The sequence below is a fragment of the Kribbella sp. NPDC000426 genome (assembly GCF_040300265.1).
Lineage (GTDB): Bacteria > Actinomycetota > Actinomycetes > Propionibacteriales > Kribbellaceae > Kribbella.
Genome location: NZ_JBEPDK010000004.1, coordinates 468,157 through 488,592, shown reverse-complemented (window position 1 = coordinate 488,592; position 20,436 = coordinate 468,157). Strand labels below are relative to the sequence as shown.

16 protein-coding genes are annotated in these 20,436 nt (G+C 69.3%); 6 read left to right on the top strand and 10 right to left on the bottom strand.

Going from position 1 to position 20,436, the window contains the following annotated elements; translation table 11 throughout:
- Window positions 1–298: 298 nt before the first annotated feature.
- The 3 genes from ABT313_RS21570 to ABT313_RS21560 form a co-directional block, all read right to left on the bottom strand.
- Window positions 299–1,387 carry a Gfo/Idh/MocA family protein gene (locus ABT313_RS21570; protein WP_350856474.1) on the bottom strand — a complete coding sequence of 363 codons (1,089 nt, stop codon included), beginning with the start codon at window positions 1,385–1,387 and terminating at the stop codon, window positions 299–301.
- Between the two features lie 7 nt (window positions 1,388–1,394).
- On the bottom strand, window positions 1,395–5,189 hold the full coding sequence (locus ABT313_RS21565; RefSeq protein WP_350856471.1) for a discoidin domain-containing protein: 3,795 nt from the start codon (window positions 5,187–5,189) through the stop codon (window positions 1,395–1,397).
- 80 nt (window positions 5,190–5,269) lie between these two features.
- On the bottom strand, window positions 5,270–6,640 hold the full coding sequence (locus ABT313_RS21560; protein WP_350856469.1) for a DHA2 family efflux MFS transporter permease subunit: 1,371 nt from the start codon (window positions 6,638–6,640) through the stop codon (window positions 5,270–5,272).
- Window positions 6,641–6,735: 95 nt separating this feature from the next.
- On the opposite strand from ABT313_RS21560, the gene ABT313_RS21555 reads away from it, so the two are divergent.
- A complete protein-coding gene (locus tag ABT313_RS21555; protein WP_350856467.1) occupies window positions 6,736–7,302 on the top strand; it encodes a TetR/AcrR family transcriptional regulator in 567 nt (188 codons plus the stop codon).
- Window positions 7,303–7,307: 5 nt separating this feature from the next.
- On the opposite strand, the gene ABT313_RS21550 is transcribed toward ABT313_RS21555, so the two are convergent.
- Window positions 7,308–8,420 (bottom strand): tyrosine-type recombinase/integrase, encoded by a 1,113-nt coding sequence (locus tag ABT313_RS21550; RefSeq protein WP_350856464.1) that lies wholly within the window; start codon window positions 8,418–8,420, stop codon window positions 7,308–7,310.
- Between the two features lie 127 nt (window positions 8,421–8,547).
- On the opposite strand from ABT313_RS21550, the gene ABT313_RS21545 reads away from it, so the two are divergent.
- Window positions 8,548–9,702: a coiled-coil domain-containing protein gene (locus ABT313_RS21545; protein WP_350856461.1), complete on the top strand. Its 1,155-nt coding sequence runs from the start codon at window positions 8,548–8,550 to the stop codon at window positions 9,700–9,702.
- Between the two features lie 13 nt (window positions 9,703–9,715).
- Here ABT313_RS21545 and ABT313_RS21540 read toward each other — a convergent pair whose 3' ends face one another.
- Window positions 9,716–10,513 (bottom strand): NAD(P)H-binding protein, encoded by a 798-nt coding sequence (locus ABT313_RS21540; protein ID WP_350856459.1) that lies wholly within the window; start codon window positions 10,511–10,513, stop codon window positions 9,716–9,718.
- Between the two features lie 56 nt (window positions 10,514–10,569).
- Here ABT313_RS21540 and ABT313_RS21535 point away from each other — a divergent pair, with 56 nt between their 5' ends.
- Entirely contained in the window at window positions 10,570–10,962 is a 393-nt protein-coding gene (locus ABT313_RS21535; protein ID WP_350856456.1) for a winged helix-turn-helix transcriptional regulator, read from the top strand.
- 136 nt (window positions 10,963–11,098) lie between these two features.
- Here ABT313_RS21535 and ABT313_RS21530 read toward each other — a convergent pair whose 3' ends face one another.
- The 3 genes from ABT313_RS21530 to pepN all read right to left on the bottom strand — a co-directional run bounded on the left by ABT313_RS21530 (window position 11,099) and on the right by pepN (window position 15,788).
- Entirely contained in the window at window positions 11,099–11,509 is a 411-nt protein-coding gene (locus ABT313_RS21530; RefSeq protein WP_350856453.1) for a hypothetical protein, read from the bottom strand.
- A 186-nt stretch (window positions 11,510–11,695) separates the two neighbouring features.
- Entirely contained in the window at window positions 11,696–13,144 is a 1,449-nt protein-coding gene (gene sepH, locus ABT313_RS21525; RefSeq protein WP_350856450.1) for a septation protein SepH, read from the bottom strand.
- A 187-nt stretch (window positions 13,145–13,331) separates the two neighbouring features.
- Window positions 13,332–15,788 (bottom strand): aminopeptidase N, encoded by a 2,457-nt coding sequence (pepN, locus tag ABT313_RS21520; RefSeq protein ID WP_350856447.1) that lies wholly within the window; start codon window positions 15,786–15,788, stop codon window positions 13,332–13,334.
- A 34-nt stretch (window positions 15,789–15,822) separates the two neighbouring features.
- On the opposite strand from pepN, the gene ABT313_RS21515 reads away from it, so the two are divergent.
- The 3 genes from ABT313_RS21515 (at window position 15,823) to ABT313_RS21505 (ending at window position 18,263) form a co-directional block, all read left to right on the top strand.
- Window positions 15,823–16,767, top strand: coding sequence for an aldo/keto reductase (locus ABT313_RS21515; RefSeq protein WP_350856444.1), 945 nt, complete (start codon window positions 15,823–15,825; stop codon window positions 16,765–16,767).
- Entirely contained in the window at window positions 16,764–17,525 is a 762-nt protein-coding gene (locus ABT313_RS21510) for a YaaA family protein (RefSeq protein ID WP_350856441.1), read from the top strand. The genes ABT313_RS21515 and ABT313_RS21510 overlap by 4 nt, the downstream gene beginning before the upstream one ends.
- Window positions 17,526–17,633: 108 nt before the next feature.
- Entirely contained in the window at window positions 17,634–18,263 is a 630-nt protein-coding gene (locus tag ABT313_RS21505; protein WP_350856438.1) for an HNH endonuclease family protein, read from the top strand.
- On the opposite strand, the gene ABT313_RS21500 is transcribed toward ABT313_RS21505, so the two are convergent.
- Together ABT313_RS21500 and ABT313_RS21495 are read right to left on the bottom strand one after the other, a co-directional pair.
- The gene (locus ABT313_RS21500; protein WP_350856435.1) at window positions 18,260–19,207 is read right to left on the bottom strand and encodes a LuxR C-terminal-related transcriptional regulator; all 948 of its coding nucleotides are present in this window, start codon (window positions 19,205–19,207) and stop codon (window positions 18,260–18,262) included. The two genes, ABT313_RS21505 and ABT313_RS21500, sit on opposite strands and share 4 nt — an antisense overlap.
- Before the next feature lie 155 nt (window positions 19,208–19,362).
- The gene (locus tag ABT313_RS21495) at window positions 19,363–20,316 is read right to left on the bottom strand and encodes a DUF389 domain-containing protein (protein ID WP_350857808.1); all 954 of its coding nucleotides are present in this window, start codon (window positions 20,314–20,316) and stop codon (window positions 19,363–19,365) included.
- Between the last annotated feature and the right edge of the window lie 120 nt (window positions 20,317–20,436).

Here is a 20,436-nt window from a genome sequence, read left to right as displayed (position 1 = left end):
GTACCTGCTGCGTGCGGTTCGTGCTCACGTGCCTCGTGCTCACGCACCTGCCGGGCAGTTCTTGCTCGCCCACGTGCTGGGTGCTGTTCGTGCTCACGCACCTGCCGGGCAGTTCCTGCTCGCCCACGTGCTGGGTGCTGTTCGTGCTCACGCACCTGCCGGGCAGTTCCTGCTCGCCCACGTGCTGGGTGCTGTTCCTGCTTACCCACCTGCTGGGCGGGGCTCCAATACATATCCGCGCGCCGGCCGCTACATATCCGCGCGCCGGCCGCCGTTAGGCGGCCGGCGCGCGTGCTTTTCAGTTGGGTGGGAGGCCGATGCCTCGGGCGACCTCTACGTCGTCGTACTTGCCTTCGAGGACGTCTTCGAACTTGACCGGACGCTGGAGGGTGGAGGCGATGTAGACGGCGCGCACGAGGGCGAGTGCGTTGATGCCGTCCTGCACGGTGATGGAGGGCTGCTTGCCGGCGGCGAGCGCGGTGAGGATGTCGGCGTACTGCGCCTTGTGCTCACCCGGATCGCCTACGTCAACCGAAGCCTCGTCCTTCGAACCGTCGACGTTCAGCCGGCTCAAGCGATCGTCTTCCACCTCGGCGCCGCCCTTGGTGCCGTGGACCGACACCCGTGTCCGCCCGCCGGGGTACGCCGCGGTCGTGGCGTGCAGCGTGCCGACCGCGCCGTTCTCGAAGGTGATCGTGGCGACGACGGTGTCCTCGACCTCGATCGCGTGATGTGCCGCGCGCAGCGCCTGGGCCTGGATGCTGACCGGGCGACCCATGAACCACAGCACGAGGTCGGCGGTGTGCACGCCCTGGTTCATGAGCGCGCCGCCGCCGTCCTGCGCCCACGTACCGCGCCAGCCTGCCGACGCGTAGTACTCGTCGCTCCGCCACCAGGCGACCGTCGCGACGCACGACGTCAGCTGCCCGAAGCGGCCGGCGTCGATCGCCTCCTTGATCACCGCGCTGCCGGCGTCGAACCGGTGCTGGCTGATCACCGACAGCTGCACGCCCTGGCCCGCGGCCCGGGTGGCCGCCGCACCGAGGCGGCGGGCGCGGCCGAGGTCGACGTCGATCGGCTTCTCGACGACGACGTGCTTGCCTTCCTTCAGCGCCTGTTCGGCCTGCTCGGCGTGCATGCCGCTCGGCGTGCAGACCGCGACGAGCGAGATGTCCGACGCACTCAGCGCCGCGGTCAGGTCGTCGTACTGCTTCGGCTCCGGCTGACCGGCCTCGGTCAGCTGCGCCAGCACCGCCTCCCGGGCGGCGGCGTCCGGGTCGACCAGCGCGGTGACGATCGCGTCCGGCCGTTCCGCGATGGTCGCCGCGTGGCGCTTGCCGATGATGCCGCAGCCGACGATCGCGACCTGCTGTTGTGTGTCAGCCATCTCGCTCCTACTGGAAGTTCGCGGTCAGAACCTGGTCCGTGCTGACGGTGAAGGTGTACGACGGCGCTGTCGACACCACGGTCCCGTTCACGGTCCAACTCTGGAAAACGCTATCCGATGATGGCGTCGCCGTCACGGTCACCTGCGCGCCGACCTCGTACTTGCCCGGCTCGGACTCGTTCCCGGCGATCTTCACCGTGCCGTTCCCGGCCGCCTGCACCGAGACGCTGCGCTGGACCACGTTGATCACCATCACGTTGTGCAATGTCGCAGTACCGCTGAGCGTAGCGCCGTTGTAGCGGGCCAGGTTCGTCGCCTCGACGTCCCCGCTGACCACCTGGATCGTGTGGCCGTCGGTCCCGAGGTTGTCCGTGCCGAGGTTGAACGCGTCGACCTGGCCGGAGTTGACGACCAGCCCGTCGTGGAACCCGTACGCGAACACGTCGAGCAGTGTCAGCCCACGGGCGCCGTCGACGGTGACGATCTTGGCCGTCTTGCGCATGTACTTGTCGATGACGAGCTCGAAGATGTTGCCCTCGTTCATCCAGTACGGCTGCTGGTACCCGACCCGCGTGACCGCGTTCCCGTTCGACAGCACGCCCTCGACCCGACCGCCGCGGCCGGCCCCGATCGAGATCGCGTGGTCGAAGAACGCACCGGCCACCTTGCGTACGACGACATCGTCGCCGCTGAGGTCGATGCCGTCCCACGCGTTCGGGAACCCGGCGTTGATCACGTAGTTCGCACCCGCCGTACCGCGGATGGCGTACGGATAGGGCACGACACCGTCGGCCGGGTTGTTCTCCGGGTAGAAGACCCGCAACCCACGCACACCGGCCCGGTTCTTGAGCGTGATCAGCGCGGTGTCCGTGTTCCGCTCGAAGGCCTGCAGAACGGTCCCGCCGCTCGCCCCGCCCTGGTCCCGGTTCGGTACGGCGGACGCGCCGCGCAGCTCGACCTTCGCCGGCACGCTCAGATGCGTGCTGATCCGGTACCACCCGGCCGGCAGGTAGACGATGCCGCCGCCCTCGCGTCCGGCGCGATCGAGCACCTTCTGCACGTCCCGCGTGGCGTCGGCGGCCGGCAGGTACCCGACCCCGTGCGGCGCGTCCACGACGTACAGCTTCTGCACCGGCTTCGGCAGCGGCTTCTGGTCGTACGTCGGTGCCGCGCCAGCCATCCTGTGGACGATCCCGGTGACCGCACCGCTGACCTCGGTGCCCGTGATCTTCACGTACCCGGCCGAGTTGTTGGTGATCCCGCCGTCGACGTGACCGCCGGCCAGGGTCAGGCCCCACCGGTCGTCCATCACGTCCACGAGCAGCCCGGTCCCGGTCCGGCGTACGTCGGGCTGGAGGAAGCTGCCGGTGAACTGCGCCCGCTGACCCGCGACGACGTGGATGCCGACCAGGTAGTCGGAGACGCTGATCCGGTAGAACTGGTCCCACTCGAGGTCGCCGAGGACGAGACCGGTGCCGTGCGCCCGCGTCCAGCTGTCGAGTGCCTGCCGCGCCGGCGGGTTGAAGGCCTTCGGCGCCGACGACCAGTACGAGTTGCTGAAGGCAACGTTCTCCCAGGTGCCGACGTCGGCGCCGTTGTAGGCCCGCGCGCCCTCGAACAGCGCCGTACCGGTCACGTTGCGGATCGTGGTCGACTCGTGCACCTGGCCGGAGCTCGGCGCGTTGCCGTGGTCGTTGGGCATCGTGCTGACGCCGATCCCGCGGTACGAGTTGAGCATGGTGACGTCGGAGACGGTCGACATCATGTAGTTCTCGTTGCCGATCCAGGCGCCGCCGGGGATCTCGAACGTGTAGCCGTACGGGACCGGCTTGGTCGCGCTCTGGTTCGGGTAGTACGTCGTGACGCCGAGGACGCCCGCGCTGCCGCCGATCCGGAACAGGCTCGGACCGTCGTCGCCGGACGGCAGATCCGCGATCACCACGGTGCCCGTGCCCAGCTTCTGGCCGTGGTCGCCGCGGAGGCTGCAGAACGCGTGGACCTCGATCGTGTCGGTCACCTTGTACTGACCGGCCGGCAGCCAGACCGTGCCGCCGCCCGCGTCCTGGCAGGCGTAGATCGCCTGCTGGATGGCCTTGGTGGAGTCGCGCCGGCCGGTGCGGTCGGCGCCGTACTGCGTGGCGTCGAAGTCGGCGACGACCCCGTCCTCGGTCGGGTTGCTGGTCTGCACCAGCTTCGGCGTCGGGGTGACAACCGGTGTGAGTCGGAGCTGGAGTTCCTTGACGACGAACGACTCGGCGCCGGTCATCGCGACCCGCACGTACCGGGCGCTCATGGTCGCGAAGCGGGTCCGGCTGAACTGATTGCCGCCCGGCGATCCGATCCGGCCGACGGAGGTGAACTTCGTGCCGTCGTTCGAGACCTGGACGGTGTAGTCGGGGGAGTAGGCCTCGGCCCACTCGACCCGTACGTCGTTGACCGGCCGCGGCTTGCCCAAATCGATTTGCAGCCATGAATCGGCGCCACCGGTCCAGGACGTGTCGTCGTCCCGGTCGTTGACGGCCGCGGCTGCGCCGTTGCTGGCCGTGGCGGTGCCGCTCGGCGCGAAGTTGGTGTCGACGATCGACGCGGTGAAGGCGTCGAGTTTCGTCTGCAGCGTCGTGAGCGCGGCCTTGACCTGTACGTCGGTGACGCCCGGGGTGGATGCGACCGCCTGAGCGTCGTCGATCGCGTCCTGCAGGGCGGCGCGGCTGCCGACCGGGTACTGGCCGTCGCGGGTGCCCTCGCGTGCCGCCTTCTCGGTGCGGGTGGCCTGACCGATCAGGTCCACGAGTCCTTCGGTGACGTCGAGCGTGGTCGCGACCTTGGCGACGCGGACCGCGGCCACCTTGAGGTCGACCGAGCCGTCGCCGTTGTGGATCCGGAAGTCGCCGCCGTTCGAGCGGTTGGTCATCACCGCGTCGGGCAGGGCGAACGTGTACGTCTTCCAGGTTCTGGTGTCGCCGTACCGGATCACCTCGGAGTTCTTGAACTTCTCCGGGATCGTGTCGCCGGGGGAGTCGTAGTGCAGACCGAACTGGCCGTTGCCCTCGTCGAAGTAGTCGATGCTGACCAGGACGAGGCTGCGGTTGTCGTACAGGTAGGTGTCGGCGACGTTCATGTAGAAGAAGCTCGTCCCCGGCGACGGCGCGGTGCGGTCGGTCTGCCAGTAGGCGCGACCGTCCTGTACGCCGGTGATCAGGTGCGACGCGTCGTCGCCGGCCCGCGGGCTGATGCCGTTCTGCACGGGCGTCGCGCCGAGCTGGACCGAGGCGCCCGCCGTACTGATTCGCAGGCTCGCGATCGTGATGTCGGTGCTGCCGCCGAAGACGCGGACGTCGGCGTCGCCGAGGCGGTTCGTGAACGCGATGCCGGTGAGCGAGAAAACGCCGGTCTTCCAGGTGCCGGTATTGGTCAGCTGGATGTCCGTGGCGTCCTGCTGGGGATCGGCCTTGGCGTCGTACTGCAGGTCGAGGGTGCCGGTGCCGCTGTCGAGATAGGTCACCGTCACCAGGACGTCGTCGGTGCCGATCTCGTCCACGTAATCGTGGTCGACGTCGAACTCGAGGTAGCCGGTGCCGGCCGCCTGGTTCGTCTGCCAGTACGTGCGGCCTTGCTCGGTGCCGGTGCGCAGCCCGGCTGGGTCGTCGCCGGCGGCGGGCTGTACGCCGAGAGTCGTGGGGGCCGGGCCGAGATCGGCGCCGACCCCGCTGGGGTACATGGTGGCGGCGTGCGCTGCCGGGACAGCGATCACGCTCGCCAGCAGAACGGCAGGAAGAACCCGCGCAAGCAGGCGTTTGGGCATGTGGAAACCTCCAGGTGGCGGACCGGAGTACACAAGGGAGAGCGGTTGCGCGGATAAGTTAAACCAAGCGTGTTACTTATTCAAGAGCCCGGGGCCCGGGCAGGAAGAGAGCCGGTACCGCGGCGATGACGGTGAACCCGATGGCCCAGGCGAAGCTGTGCGCGTACGCCGTCGACGCCGGGTGTCCGGTGAGCTGACTCTGCAGGACCACGGCCAGCGTCGCGGCGCCGAACGCACCGCCCAGCTGCTGCATGATCCGCGTCGTACTGCTCGCGTGCGGGATCTGCGCCGGCTCGAGATCGCGGAAGGCGCCGACCATCACGGCGAGGTTGACGGCGCTGAGCCCGGCCCCCGCGGATGACGAGCGCGACCGCGAGCAGCCAGTACGACGTACCGTCGAAGGCGAACGGGATGGTGCCGGCAGTGGTCAGCACAATGCCCGCGAGGACGACCGGGCGCGGGCCGATCCGGTCGGTGAGGCCACCGGCGGCTCGCGCGAGAAGGCTGCCGATACCTTGCGGGACGAGCAGGAGGCCCGCTGCGGTAACCGTCTGGCCGCGGGCTTGCTGGTAGAAGAGCGGGAGCAGCAGCATCGCGCCGTACAGGCCGAAGCCGGTGAGGAACAGCAGTCCGGTCGATGCGGCGAAGGACCTCGTGCGGAACAGCGCGAGGTCGATGAGCGGTTCGTCGGTACGCCGTACCGCGAAGATCGTCAGCAGGATCGCACCGAGGACGAGCGGGAGCAGGACGCTCAGGTGGCCGAAGCCGCCGCGATCGCCGACCTGGCTGAGGCCGTAAATGATGCCGGCCAGCGCGGGCGAGATGAGAAGTAAGCCCGGTACGTCGAGAGCCGCGGCGGTGGGCTCGGGGTCGGGCTTGAGGGTGCGTACGGCGAGGACGATCGCGGCGATGCAGATCGGGACGTTGACGTAGAAGATCCAGCGCCAGTCGAGGTGGCCGACGAGGACGCCGCCGATCACGGGGCCGAGGATGGGGCCGACCAGCGCGGGCAGCGTGACGACGGCCATCAGGCGGCCGATGCGTTCGCGGCCGGCGGCGCGCAGGAGCAGCGTCTGCAGGATCGGCAGCATCAGTCCGCCGCCGATGCCCTGGATCACGCGGAACACGATCAGCGAGACGATGTTCCAGGCGGCCCCGCAGAGCATCGATCCGATCAGGAACAGCGCTAGCGCGATGATCCACATCCGTTTGGCGCCGAAGCGGTTCGCGGACCAGCCGGTGATCGGGACTGCCATCGCGAGCGCCAGCAGGTACGCCGTACTGACCCATTGGACCGTGGACACCGAGGTGTGCAGCTCGATGCCGAGGGTGTGGATCGCGACCGTGACGATCGTGCTGTCGAGCAGTGGGGCCAGAGCGCCGAGCACCAGCACGGCGGCGAGTTTGAGGACCGCCCGGTCGAGGCGGTCCGTGGAAGGTGCGGTTGTCATCCGAGGGACTCCTTAGAGACGGTGCGTCTCTTACGGTTTTAGAGTAGGCTCGGATGCATAAGAGACGCAAGGTCTCTTGTTGAGGAGTGGATTTCATGGAGCGTCGCAGGGGTGCGGAGCTCGAGGCCGTCCTGCTCGATGCTGCCTGGGACGAGCTGATGGAGTCCGGGTACGCACGGCTGACGATGGAGGCCGTCGCTGCCCGGGCACACACCGGCAAGCAGGTGCTGTACCGGCGCTGGCGGAACCGGGCCGAGCTGGTGGTCGCGGCGATGCGGCATCGCACCGGCTCGATCGTCGAGAACGTGCCGGACACCGGGAGCCTGCGCGAGGACGTGCTCGGCGTACTGCGACTGATGGCCGAGCGGTTCGCGACGCTCGGGCCTGATGTCGTTCACGGACTGCTGGCCGAGGCGCCGGATCTGGATCCGGAGGTCTACACGCGGATGTCGAGCGTGATGGCGACGATCGTGAAGCGTGCGGCGGAGCGCGGTGAGATCCCGACCGACGACCTGCCCGACCGGGTGCTCACCGCTCCTACCAACCTGCTGCGTCACGAGATGCTGTTCGCCCGCGATCCGCTCCCGGCGTCTGCGCTCACGTCGCTCGTCGACGACGTATTCCTCCCGTTGGTCATCGGAAAGCCTGCACGTTCCGACTGACCCAGTCAGCGACGGGACTTGACGTGGTGGGGAACGGCCGTCATGACACGGCCGAGGTCGTCGGTGAGAGCGGCGACCCGCTCCGCGCGGCCGTCGTCGTCGATGTAGACCATGACTGTGCGGACGTCCGCGTGGCCGGACAACTCCTGCAGATCCTCGGCACTGTGGCCGCGACGTTTCTGGTCGGTGATCGCGGTGGCGCGCAGCGAGTGCGGGCTGACGCTCTCCGGGCGAGGGATCCCCGCGGCTCTGGCGAGCCGGCGAAGCAGGCGGGTGACATCATGTCGGTCGAGCCGATCGCCCGTGGCATCGGTGAGGAGTGCGGCCGGCCCCACACCTGTCCAAGGGGGCCGCGTCAGGCGGTACGCATCGAGAAGTTCGGCCACCGTGATCTCGAGTGGCACGCGGACGGCCTTTCCGCCTTTGCGGGTGACGACGAGCCATGTGCGCCGTCCCTCGTCGTGGCAGTCGGCGTCGTCGGCGCCGCAGAGTTCGGAGACCCGGAGAGCGGCTGTGTACAGCAGGCCGACGATCAAGGCGTCGCGCACGTCCGACGCGGCGCCGAGTAAAGCCGCGACCTGATCAGCGTCCAGGACCCGCGCCGACGTCGCACGGCGGCCGCGGTGGAACTTGGGCCGGTGGTCGTCGTCGGAGATCGGCGACGTGACCAGCAGGCCCCAGCCGGCGGCGTACCGGTACAGACTCGACAACGTCGACAGCCGACGCGAGATCGACGACGATGCGGCGCCTGCCTCCTGCTGGTAAGTGAGCCACATCGTCACCTCGCCACGACTCAGGTCGAGGCCGAAGCGCTCTCGACCAAGCTCCGTGCGAGCCCAGTCCGCCCACAGCAGTAGGTCGTCGGCATAGGCGACCCGGGTGTCTCGGCTCGGCCGCCTGGTCCCGCCGAGCCAGAGCACGACCAGGGCCGTCACTTGCGACGTGAGCGCTTCCATCAGTAGGTCGAGGCGGTCAACCGGATCCGCGCCCGAGTCGTGCAGCGGGCGGCGTCGTCCCAGGGACCGGCGTACGGCGCCTTCGGTCGCGGGATCTGGCTGTGGCAGCTCCGCGACCGTCTCTACAGCGCGAAATTCGAGGGGGACCGCGGCATCTTCCACGGAAATGACCGTAGCGCATAACGGGGATTATGCGCTAGTTCAGTTCGGTTTAGTTGAGGCTAAAGACATTGACGAAAACTAAACGAAAAGCCCTACTTTATGAACGAAATCGGGTAGGGTGATGACTATGCAGACGGAGACGGAGCCCGGAGCGCGGTCCCGGCAAGGGCTGTGCGACTTCCCTGGGGTGAGCTGTGCGAACCCGAAGCAGGTCGATCCCGGGACGCCCGGACGCCCGCCGAAGTACTGCGGCCGGGAGGGCGCGGGCGTCGATGGAAAGCCGGTGGTGCACAACAAGGCCAACGCCTGGGCCGCGAAGAACCGGCTGGCACGGCAGCCGGTTCGCCGGGATATCGCCGGAGCCGGAGCCGGCCCGGCCGGCGCACCGGCGATCGGACCAGTGACCGCGGCCCGAGTGACGCTCGAGCAGTTGATGAAGGGCAACCTGCCGCGCTTGGTCGAGGAACTGGAGGGCTACCTCGCGCAGATCGCGGAGGCGGTCCGGACGTACGGCGACGCGGAGGCGGTCGCGGCTGAGGTCGAGCAACTGCAAGCGGCGTCGCGCGCAGAGCTGGCAGACCTGGAACGGCTCCGAGGTCAGGAAGAGCACCGCCGCCGTATGGCGGAACAGCAAGCGGTGGAAGCCGAGGACGCTCGCGAGGAAGCAGACGAGGCCGCCCGGGATGCGGTCGCGGCGCTCGACGAGGCTCGCCTCGAGATAGCCGTCACCAAGGAAGCAGCGGAACAGGCTCGAAGAGACGCCGAAGCCATCCGGGAGAGCGCCGCTGCCGAGCTTGCGCAGCTCCGGCAAGAGCTCGCCGACGTCCACGAAGCCGCGGCTGGAGAGCTGGAGCGAACCCGCGCCGAGGCTGACCAACGGATACGCGACGTCCGGACAACCGCTGACGAAGCACTCCGCCGGGCGCGCAGCGAGGCCGAAGCTGCGCGAGCCGCTCAGGCTGCGGCCGAGACCGACCGCCAGTCCGCGCAACTGACGATCGGCGAGCTACGCACCGAGCTGCACCAGGAACGTGAACGCCACCGCGCCGAGCTCGAGGCCCTGCGAACCGAACACCGAGTGGACCGCGACCAACTACGCGCCGATCACCAGTCCCGACTGGCTGACGTGAAGAAGGCAGCCGAAGACCGGTTCACAGCCCTGACCGCGGCCCACCACGCCGCCGAACAGGTAACCGAAGCGCTCCGCCACCAACTACGAACCCGCCCCGTGCCTCCACCCGCCGACCCGGAGGAGGCCCCCGTCACCGCACCTGCCGACTAAGCCACCCAAGCCGTCACCGGAAGGCCGTGGCGTTGCGGGTGACCCAGTTGGCGAAGGTTCGAGGTTTGCGGCCCAGGACCTTCTCGACGTCCGGGCTGACTGCTTGCTCGGCGGCGGTCGGGGCGCCGAGTACGTCGAGGGTGGCGTCGACGACCGGTTCGGGCATGAAGGTCAGCATCCCGGTACGTGCCTGGTCCCGGCTCAGCTCGGTGAACTGGACGGGCTCGCCGATGGCCGTCCCGATCACCCCGGCCTGCTGGCGCGGTGAGATCGCGGCCGGCCCGGTCAGGGTGTAGACGGCGCCTGCGTGACCAGGGTCGCGTAGCGCGACCGCGGCGACCTCGGCGATATCGGCCGGGTCGACGGCCGGCAGTGCGACGTCCGCGAACGGCGCCGCCATCGCCCGTTGGGTACGGATGGACTCGGCCCACTGGAACGCGTTGCTGGCGAAGTTGCCCGGTCGGAGGATCGTCCATTCGAGACCGGAACCGGTGACCGCGTCCTCGTGGACGGACGGGTGGCGGTTCGTCGTGACGCCCTGCGAGGACAGGAGTACGACGCGCGGGACGCCCGCGGCTCGCAGTACGTCGACGACGCCTTCGAGGTTGCCGCCGGCCAGGAAGTCGGCGGAGGTCAGCAGGAAGACGGCCTTGGCGCCGTCGAGGATGGGCTTGAGGGTTGCGGGTTTGGTCAGGTCGGCCTGGTGCGCTTCGCCGTGGCGTGAGACAGGTACGACGTCCTCGCCGGCGGCGATCAGGGACTGGACGAGTGGGCGGCCTACGTTGCCGGTTGCTCCGGTGATCACGATCATGCCGAGGACGCTACTGGCCGTCGGATAGTAGGTACCTAGAGGATAGTATCGGGTTTGTGACCGAGACCACTGCCGTTGACCCCGTCCATCCCGTTCAGGCCTGTCCGATCGCGCCGGTCGTCGACCTCGTCTTCAGCCGCTGGACGACCCCGATCCTGTGGACCCTGAACGAGTACGGCCGCCAGCGCTTCGTCGAACTCGAACGCCGCATCGGCGTCATCACCCCGAAGGTCCTGACCCAACGCCTCCGCCAACTGGAACGCGACGGCCTGATCCTCCGCGAGTACCACGCCGAGGTCCCACCCCGCGTCGAGTACGAAATCAGCCCCCTCGGCCGCACCCTCGCCCCCCTCTTCCACGCCCTCGCCGACTGGTCGCCCAACCTCACCCAGGTAGAAGCCGCCCGCCACCACTACGACACCACCGAACCCGCCCACCGCCGCCCCTAACCACCCCGCCCCACCTACTCCCACGAGATGGGTTCACCTACCTCGTGGTGGGTTACCACCCCGGAGCAGCGGCGGGGAACCCGCTACGAGATAGGTGAACCCATCTAGCGGGGTTGGGTCGGAGGGGCGCGGAGGTTCAGGCGACGCCGACGAGCTCGCGGGCGGGGGCGAGGACGTCGACGAGCGTGAAGAAGTGCGGGAGGGCGTCCGCGAGACGCAGGGCGCCGGCTTCGTGGTGTTGCCAGCCGAACTCGAGCTCGCCGTCGACGGCCTGGTCGGACAGCGGTACGGCGTACCGGCTGAGCGTCACGCGGGACGGGCCGGTTTGGGGGTGGTGGTCGCCGCAGCCGCATTCGGCGGGGATGGTGATCGTGGTGAGGGCGTCGGGGGAGTAGGTGCGCAGGCGGAGCGTCGTGCCGCGGGCGGTGAAGCGGGCGATCGTTGCGTCAGGCAACTGGACGAGCAGCTCGACCGGTACGGCGTACGAACCGGGGAGGAGCCGGAGACCACGAGACGCGAGCAGGTCGGCGAGAGCCGGGAGATTCATGCGAAGTTCCTGTGAGTGCTGTGTCGGCGGGCGGGCCACGGAAAGGGGCAGGGCCTCGTGCGCCGGACTCGGCGCGCGTCAGCGACAACAGCAACAACACAGCATCTGCATGCGGACGATCATGGCAGCACCGCGGTCCCAGCGGCAAAACACTGTCCGCAATCTGGGACGACAGTCCGTGATGTGTCAGTCGGCTTTTTTGCCGAACATGATCTCGTCCCAGCTCGGGACGCTCGCGCGCTTGCCTCGGCGGGCCGGCTTCTTCTTCGGCTCGGCCGCGGCTTCCTCGGTGGCAGCAGGCTCGGTGGCGGCAGGCTCCGTGACAGCAGCCTCGGCGGCTGCGGGCTGCGGGGCCTCGACGACCGGGTCGGGCTCGACGTGCGGTGCCGGCTCACGGGCAGGCTCCGGGCGGCGCGCCTCGGCCGTACGCGACGGCTCAGCGGAAGGCGCCGCTGCCGGCTCCGCACGGCGCGGCTCCGAAGGACGAGCCTCCGCAGGACGGGCCTCCGAAGGACGCGGCTGCGCGGGAGCAGGCTCACGCGGCCGACGAGCCTCAACAGGGGGCTCGTCAGGTGCTGCGGGGGAGGCGAACGCCGGCGGGTCAGCGGGACGTTCAACCGCACGAACCGCCGGCCGCGGCGCCGGGGGCTGGTCGACAGGTACGTCGATCAGCGTCGGCTCTTCGTCCGGATTCGGCACCGAGTGCACCCGGCGCGGTCCACGCTCCGGCTCACGGGTGCCGCGCCCGGTCTCACGCGGGAACTCCCGGTCGAACTCACGCGACTCCCGCGGGAAGTCCCGGTTCAGCTCACGCGACTCCCGCACGAAGTCGCGCGTCTCCCGTGCTGCGGGCTCGGTCTCGCGGGAAGCCGGGTGGTTTCGGCGACGGAGGCCGATGGTGTCCTCGAAGCCGGCCTCGTAGCTGTCGGCGCCGTGGTCGGGCGCGAGCAGCGGGTCGATGTCCGCGACCGCGGCCAGCCGGCGCTCGCCGGGCTGCGGCTGGACAGGGGTCGGTAGCACCTGCGCCTGCTCGCCGACCAGCCAGCGCGCTTCGTCGTCGTCCGGTACGGCGTAACGCCCGGGAGCGTCGTACGCGAACATGGCGATCTTCTCGTCCTTCTGCTCCTCGCCGGAGTCGACGCTGTCCTCGGACTCGACGAAGTACGAGACGCGGACGGCCCAGCGACCGTCCTCGCGCCGCCACGCGTCCCACTCGGCCGAGGCCGGGTCGACGTGCCGGGTCCGCAGCCGGTCGGTCACCCAGGCGCCGAGATTCCGGGTGGGTGCGTCCGCGCCGCCACGACGACGGACGGACGCACGCTGCGCGAGGCTGGCGATGTGGTCGCGCTCTGCCAGGACCGGGCCGGCGAACGCCATCACGCGTTCCATCGGCATCTGGGCGATGGCGGCGACCGCCTCGGGACTTTCGCCGGCGCGGATACGAGCCTGGATGTCTCGTGGGCGCAGAGCGCTCTCCATTTGAATCTCCAGCTGGCCGAGTCGGGCACGGTCTCCGCGGAGGGCCGCACGCAACCGGTCGTCGACCGGTACGGCGAACTCCTCACCCGTCTCTGCCATCGCCAGGATGAGCTGTTTCCCATCCTGGCTCAGACCGACGAGCCTCGCCTCGCGCATTGACCTTGTTCTCCTGTGCGGTTCTAGACAGTCTCTCCCGGACGCCGGACCTGACCAAGACCGGCGCGCCGTGCCGCGCGGTCATTGTGGAGGTTACGTCACGAAATCACATCTTGCCTGGTCACCAGGGTCCTCCTGGTCACACCAGTCACATTAGTCACAACACGGTGTGACAGCTAACTCTTGATCAGTTCCCGAAGGCAGAACGGATCGCAAGTGCACGCTTCAGGTCGTCGGCGAGGTCGCCGACGGACCGGCGGATGCCGGCCGCGACCGCCTCGTCCGCGACCAGGTCGGCGGAGCGGTCGAGGACGCGCTGCTCGACGGTGTAGCGCGGGTAGGCGAGCTTGGCGGTGGTCGCGATCACCCAGCCGGACCGGAGCTTCTCGGTGCCGCCGATCTCGGCGAAGTACCGCTCGACGTACGGCGCGGTCAGCTCGAGCTGGGCCGGGTGCCAGAAGCCTTCGCTGGCGGCGTACAGCTCGTAGTTCGCGATGTCTGCGTCGGTCATGATCCGCGCCCAGGCGCGCTCCTTGGCCTCGGCCGTCGGGAGCGCCGAGCGGCAGCGGGCCGCATGCACGATGCCCTCGGACGACGAGTCCCGCTCGAGCTCGGCGTCGATCTCGCTGTCGCCGATCGCGCCCAGACGTGCGAGCTGCAGGAGCACGGTCCACCGCAGGTCCGCGTCCATCAGCAGGCCCTCGGGTACGCCGTCTCCGGTCAGCCAGCCCTGCAGTTGGTCGGCGGCGTCGCTATGCCGCACGTACGACCGGGCGACCGCGAGCTGAACGCTGCTGCCCGCGGGCGCGGTGCGCAGACGCTCGGCCAGTACGTCGGCCAGCCGGCCGCGGTACGGCTCGTACGGCAGGCAGACACCGAGCAGGCTCAGCGTCGCCCACGAGGTCATCGACGACACCGCGATGTCGCTGGTCTCGGTCGGCAGCACCGCGAGCAGCACCTCGAAGGCGAGCTTCGGGTCCAGCTCGACGTCGGCGACCGCGTCCCGGATGCTGTTCAGTACGACGGCCCGCGTCACGCCGCTCTCGATCTTCGGCAGCACCGTCGCGAGGTTGGCCAGGCTGTCGGCGTCGAGGCGGATCTTCGCCCAGCTGTCGTCACCGGCATCGGGGATGATCACCGCGAACGACGGGTCGAGGTCGACCTCCACCTCGTCGCCGTCGACCAGTACGTCGACGGTCGTCCCGCGGCCGTCAGCGTCGTACCCGCCGACGGTCAGCCTGTGCGGTCGTGAAGCCGGGTACGCCGCTGGCGCCTTGCGCTGCAGCTTGATGCCGGTCGCGGTCCGCGACGCGGTGATCGTGTCCACGCCGGGCGTCCGCAGCCAGCCCAGCGCCCAGTCGTCCAGACCGACCGCGCCGGCCTCGGTCCACTTTGCAACCAGGTCGGCGAAGGTGGCGTTGCCGAACTCGTTCGCCGCGATGTGCGCGTTCACGCCGGCCAGGAACACGTCGTCACCGAGGTACGCCGCGAGCTGCTTGAGGACGGCCGCGCCCTTCGCGTACGAGATGCCGTCGAAGTCGTCGAGCGAGGCGAGTGCGTCCTTTACCGCGTCGGCCGCGACCGGGTGCGTCGACGACCGCTGATCGGCCTGCAGGCCCCACCACTTGCGGATGTAGGCGAAGTCGATCCAGTTGTCGGTGTACCGGGTGGCGGCGGTCGAGACCCGGTGCGCCATGTACTCGGCGAACGACTCGTTCAGCCAGAGGTCGTTCCACCACTTCATCGTCACGGTGTCGCCGAACCACTGGTGCGCCATCTCGTGCACGATCGTCCGGGCCCGCTGGCTGCGCTCGCCGTCGGTGACCGCCGAGCGGAACACCATCGAGTCGCGGAACGTCACGCAGCCCGGGTTCTCCATCGCGCCGGCGTTGAACTCCGGCACGAACGCCTGGTGGTACTCGCCGAACGGGTACCGGTAGCCGAACATCCGGTGGTACTCGTCGAAGGACTGCTTGGAGACCTCGAAGATGTCCGCGGCCTCGCGGTCGAGCGCCTCCTTCAGCGACTGCCGCGAGACCACGCTGAGCGCGATGCCGTCGTGGGAGTCGGTGAGCTGGTGGTACGGCCCGGCGACCACGGTGACGAAGTACGTCGACAGCGGCTTGGTCTCGGCGAGCTCCCAGCGGCCGGGGGAGACCTGGGTGGCGGCGCCGTTGCCGAGCACCAGCCACTCCTCGGGCGTGGTCACGGTCATCCGGTACGGCGCCTTGAGGTCGGGCTGGTCGAAGCACGCGAAGATCCGCGGGGCCGCGTCGAGGAACGACATCGCGTACGTGTAGGCGAGCCCGTCGGCGGCATCTACCGCGCGGTGCAGGCCCTCACCGTCGTGCGAATACAGCATCGAGGCGACGACGACGAGCTCGTTCTCCGGCTGCAGGTCGTTCAGCTCGAGTCGTCCGTCGTTCAGGCCGGCCACGTCAACGGCCGTGCCGTTGAGCGTGACCGAGGTCAGCACGTCCGGTTTCACGTCCAGCCAGGTCGACGGACTCGTCGACCTGAACCTGATCGTGGTGGTGGACCCGAACGTCCGGTCTCCCTGGGTGAGGTCGAGATCGACGTCGTACGACTGGACGGAAAGGGCGGCGGCCCGAGTGCGGGCGCCGTCGACGGTGAGACTCGGCATGAGGGCCACTGTATGCCGAGATTAGGCTGAGCACATGAGCGATATGGAGTACCGGCAGCTCGGCGACTCGGGTCTTACCGTCAGTGTGGTCGGACTGGGGTGCAACAACTTCGGCAGGCGGCTCGACGCCGGCCGTACGGACGCCGTCGTGAACGCCGCGGTCGACGCGGGGATCACGTTGTTCGACACGGCGGACATCTACCGCGGCGAGCACGGGTTCAGCGAGGAACTGCTCGGGAAGGCGCTCGGTTCGCGCCGCGACGAGGTCGTGATCGCGACCAAGTTCGGCGGTGACCTGGGCGGCGTGAACGGCCCGGACTGGGGTGTCCGCGGCTCCCGCCGGTACATCCGCAAGGCGGTGGAATCGAGTCTGCAGCGGCTCGGTACCGACTGGATCGATCTCTACCAGCTGCACTTCCCGGACCCGGTGACGCCGATCGAGGAGACCCTGGCGGCGCTGTCCGAGTTGGTTGCTGAGGGCAAGGTCCGCTACATCGGCAGCTCGCAGTTCGCCGGCTGGCAGGTCGTCGACGCCGACTGGACCGCCCGGTCGAACGGCTTCGAGCATTTCATCAGCGCCCAGAACCAGTACTCGCTGCTCGAGCGCGACGTCGAGGACGAGCTGGTCCCGGCGTGCGAGCACATCGGCGTCGGCATCCTGCCGTTCTTCCCGCTCGCCTCCGGTCTGCTCACCGGCAAGTACAAGCGCGGTACGACGGCGCCGGACGGGAGCCGGCTCGCGACGCAGCCCGAGCGGTTGGCGCGGGCGGACTTCGACAAGATCGAGGCGCTCGAGACGTTCGCGGCCGAGCGCGACCTGACGATGATCGACGTCGCGATCGGCGGCCTGGCCGCGCAACCCGCGGTGGCGTCGGTGATCGCGGGCGCCACGAAGCCCGAGCAGATCGCGCAGAACGTCGCGGCCGGCACCTGGGACCCGACCCCCGCCGACCTCGCCGCCCTGGACGAGCTGACGTGACCCTTATCCTCCTGCCGCCGTCCGAGGGCAAGACCGGACGGTCGCGCGGCCGTGCCGTCGACTTCGGCACGCTGTCGTTCCCGGAGCTGAACCCGGTCCGCGAGCTGGTGCTCGAGACACTCGCAAAGGTCTCAGCTTCCGCCGACGCGTTCGACGTACTGGATGTCGGCGCCTCGTTGCAGCACGAGGTCGACCGCAACACCCGCTGGCGCACCGAGCCGTCCGTGCCCGTCTCCGAGCTGTACTCCGGTGTCCTGTACGACGCCCTCGGCTACTCGACCTTGTCTGCGGGCAGCAAGCGTCGCGCCGCCAACCGGCTGCTCGTCATCTCGGCCGCGTGGGGTGCGCTCCGACCGGCCGACCGCGTCCCGCCGTACCGGCTGTCGATGGGTACGACGCTGCCGGGCCACGGGCCGCTCGCGTCGGTATGGCGTGACCCGTTGAGCGCTGCGCTCAAGGAGGTCGACGGCGTGATCGTGGACTGCCGCTCGTCGACGTACGTCGCGGCCTGGCGCCCGTCCGGCGGGCAGGCGGACAAGTGGGTGTCGGTGAACGTCGTCCGCGAACGCGACGGCGTGCGCACGGTCGTCTCGCACATGGCGAAGCACACCCGCGGCCTGGTCGCGCGGCACCTGCTGGAGTCGGGCAAGGACCCGGGTACGCCGAAGTCGCTGCACAAGCTGATCGGTGAACGCTGGAACGCCGAGCTGGACCGCGCATCGTCGGGCTGGACGCTGACCGTCGTCGAACACGACTGACGTTCACTGGACTGTAACTGGTGAGTGGTTTCCTACAGCGCGTGATCGGGGAAGGCTGAGGGCAGCAACGTCAGGGGGGATCCGCCCTAACCCTCGGAGGCCTGACCGATGCGACGTTCGATCACTGCTGCCGTCACCGCACTGGCCGCGACGGCTGCCTTTACCCTCAGCACCGGACCGGCGCTGGCGTCACCGCCGACCCCGCCGTCCGCAAGCACCGCGGCCACCGAGCTGGCGAGCCTGACCGTCAAGACGGAGGGTTCGACGACCGGCTACAGCCGCGACAAGTTCCCGCACTGGATCACGCAGTCCGGCAGCTGCGACACCCGCGAAGAGGTCCTGAAGCGCGACGGGACGGGTGTGAAGGTCGACAGCAGTTGCCAGCCGACCGCCGGCAGCTGGTACAGCGTGTACGACAAGACGACGTTCACCGACTCGTCGGACGTCGACATCGACCACATCGTGCCGTTGGCCGAGGCATGGAAGTCGGGTGCCAGCGGCTGGACGCAGGCCAAGCGTCAGGAGTTCGCGAACAACCTGACGATCTCCCAGCTGATCGCGGTGTCCGCGTCGAGCAACCGCTCGAAGGGCGACCGGGATCCGTCCGAGTGGCAGCCGACGAACACCGCCGTGCACTGCATCTACGCGCGGTACTGGATCTGGGTGAAGTACACCTACAAGCTGTCGCTGCAGTCGGCGGAGAAGACCGCTCTGCAGCAGATGCTCGCGACCTGCTAGTCCTCGAGCAGATGGCGGCGCTGGGCGTGGATGCCGGCCTGGAACCGGGTCCGCGCGCCCAGCGTCTCCATCAGCTCGGCCACGCGCCGGCCGACGGTCCGGCTGCTCAGTGCCAGCTGCCGCGCGATCGCGTCGTCCTTGAACCCGGCCGCCAGCAACGTCATCAGACGCGCGTCCGTCGGGTCGGCCTTCGCCGACGGGACGACCGGCACGGCCTGGTCCCACAGCAGCCAGAACATCTCGATCAACGCGTCGAGCAACGCACACGGATGGACGACGAGCGCGCTGTCGACCAACTGGTCCACGGCCAGCGGCAGCAGCGCGATCTTCCCGTCGAACACCGCCAGCTTCATCGGCACCTGCGGATGCACCCGCGACGTCTCACCGGCATCGGCCGCGCTGAACGCCTCGTCGACGCCGCCCGGGATGTCGAGCGAGTCGGGGGAGTAGATGCCGTGCACGACCACTCCGTCGCCGAGTAGTCCGCGCACCTTCGGATCGGAGTCACCGGGCTGCGAGGCGTACGGCGGCCGGTCGAGGACGAGGAGCTGCTGCCCGGTCCCGTTGAGCAGCTGCGCGAACCGGGCCGCGATCGCCTCTTGACCGACGATCACCTCGACCAGGTTCTCCGGACGGTGCTGCTCCTGCGCCCGCAGCTCGGTCAGCATGACGCGGGCCTCGGCGCGGACGCGGTCGAGCTCAGCGCGCCGTACGGCGACCAACGCGTCGACCGCGACGTCCGGACGGGTCGGGAGCAAGCGGACCGGGTCGTCGGAGGTGGTGGTGAGCAGCCCGAGCTTCTCGAGCCGGCCGACGGTCTCAGTCAGGTCCTGCTCGTCGCGGCCGAGTTGCGCGGCGAGCTCGCGGACGTCGCAACCGGGCGCCGACAGCAGCGCGCGGTAGGCCTCTTCGTCCGGCGGCTCCACCCCAACCGTCTCCAGCATCCGATCAGGCTATCTCGTCCACTGGACCGTCTCGACCGGTTTGGCGACTTCGCGACATGTCCGGGATACGTCAGGCCCCGTCGAGGTGCGGATACCCTCGCGGTGGGGTATGTCTGACGTGCTGGGCGCGCGCGGATCGGACAGGGGACGTCCGGTCAAGCCTCAACGCGCGCGCCCGCCCTTCTCTTCACTCTCAGGTAGCTGCGCCAGATGGTCCGTTGCAACTGCAGGGTCACGACCCCGGCGACGGTCATCCCGGCCAGGTTGATGCCCAGCTGGGCCGCCGAACCACCGATCTGGTGCGGCGCCCACAGCGCGATCGACAGCGCGAGGTCACCGGCGGCGGGGACTGTCGTCACCGAGATGAAGACGCCGACCAGGGCGTTTCCCCGACCGGCGGTCTGCGACAGCACGCCGGCACATCCGGCCAGGACGGCGACCACGGCCGACCACTTGTCCGGCCGCCAGATGAATCCGGTCAGCGGGCGGGCCGCCGTCACGTTGGAAACGTCCACCCAGCCGACGGCCCGGGCCGCGAGCGCGGCGACCACGGTCAGCGCAATCGCGAGCGCGAAGCCCTTCACCAGCAGAGACGCCGATCGGCCGATCAGTCCAGGCTTGCGCAGGAACAGGCCGACCGCGAGCGCGGCCACCACACCGAACTCCGGGCCGACGACCATGGCGCCGACCACCAGGATCGCCGAGTCGGTGATCACTGCGATCGAGGCGATCATCGTCGCCAGCGTCAGGAACGCGTAGTACACCCACGAGCCGCCGGCTTCGTTGTACGCCTGGTCGACCACCGCGTCCCAGATCACCGCGTCGTCCGGCGCGCCGGGCGCTGCTTTCTCCGCGGCGCGGGCGTTGCGCGACGGGGCCGAGTCGACCGAGCTCAGCGCGACCGCGCCGTCGTCGTACAGGCCCTCGGCCTTCAGGAAGCCGAGGATGTCCGAGGTGGCCTCACGGGTCACGTCGCACTCGACCACGTCGCCCTCGGGACGGTGGGCGGCTCCGGGCAGCCGCACGATGCTCGTCACGCGCGGGTCGCCGACGAGCGTGTCCAGAACACGGTCCGTACAGCGCGTCGGGACGATCAGACGAAGGTGCATCACCTGCGACATGGTGTCAGGCCCGGCGGTTGTCCCGGGTCCGGGCCACGCGCCTGACCTCTCAGCCGGCTCTCAGGTGGGATCATGGGACCTTGTGACGCATTGATGCGAGGGAGGCAC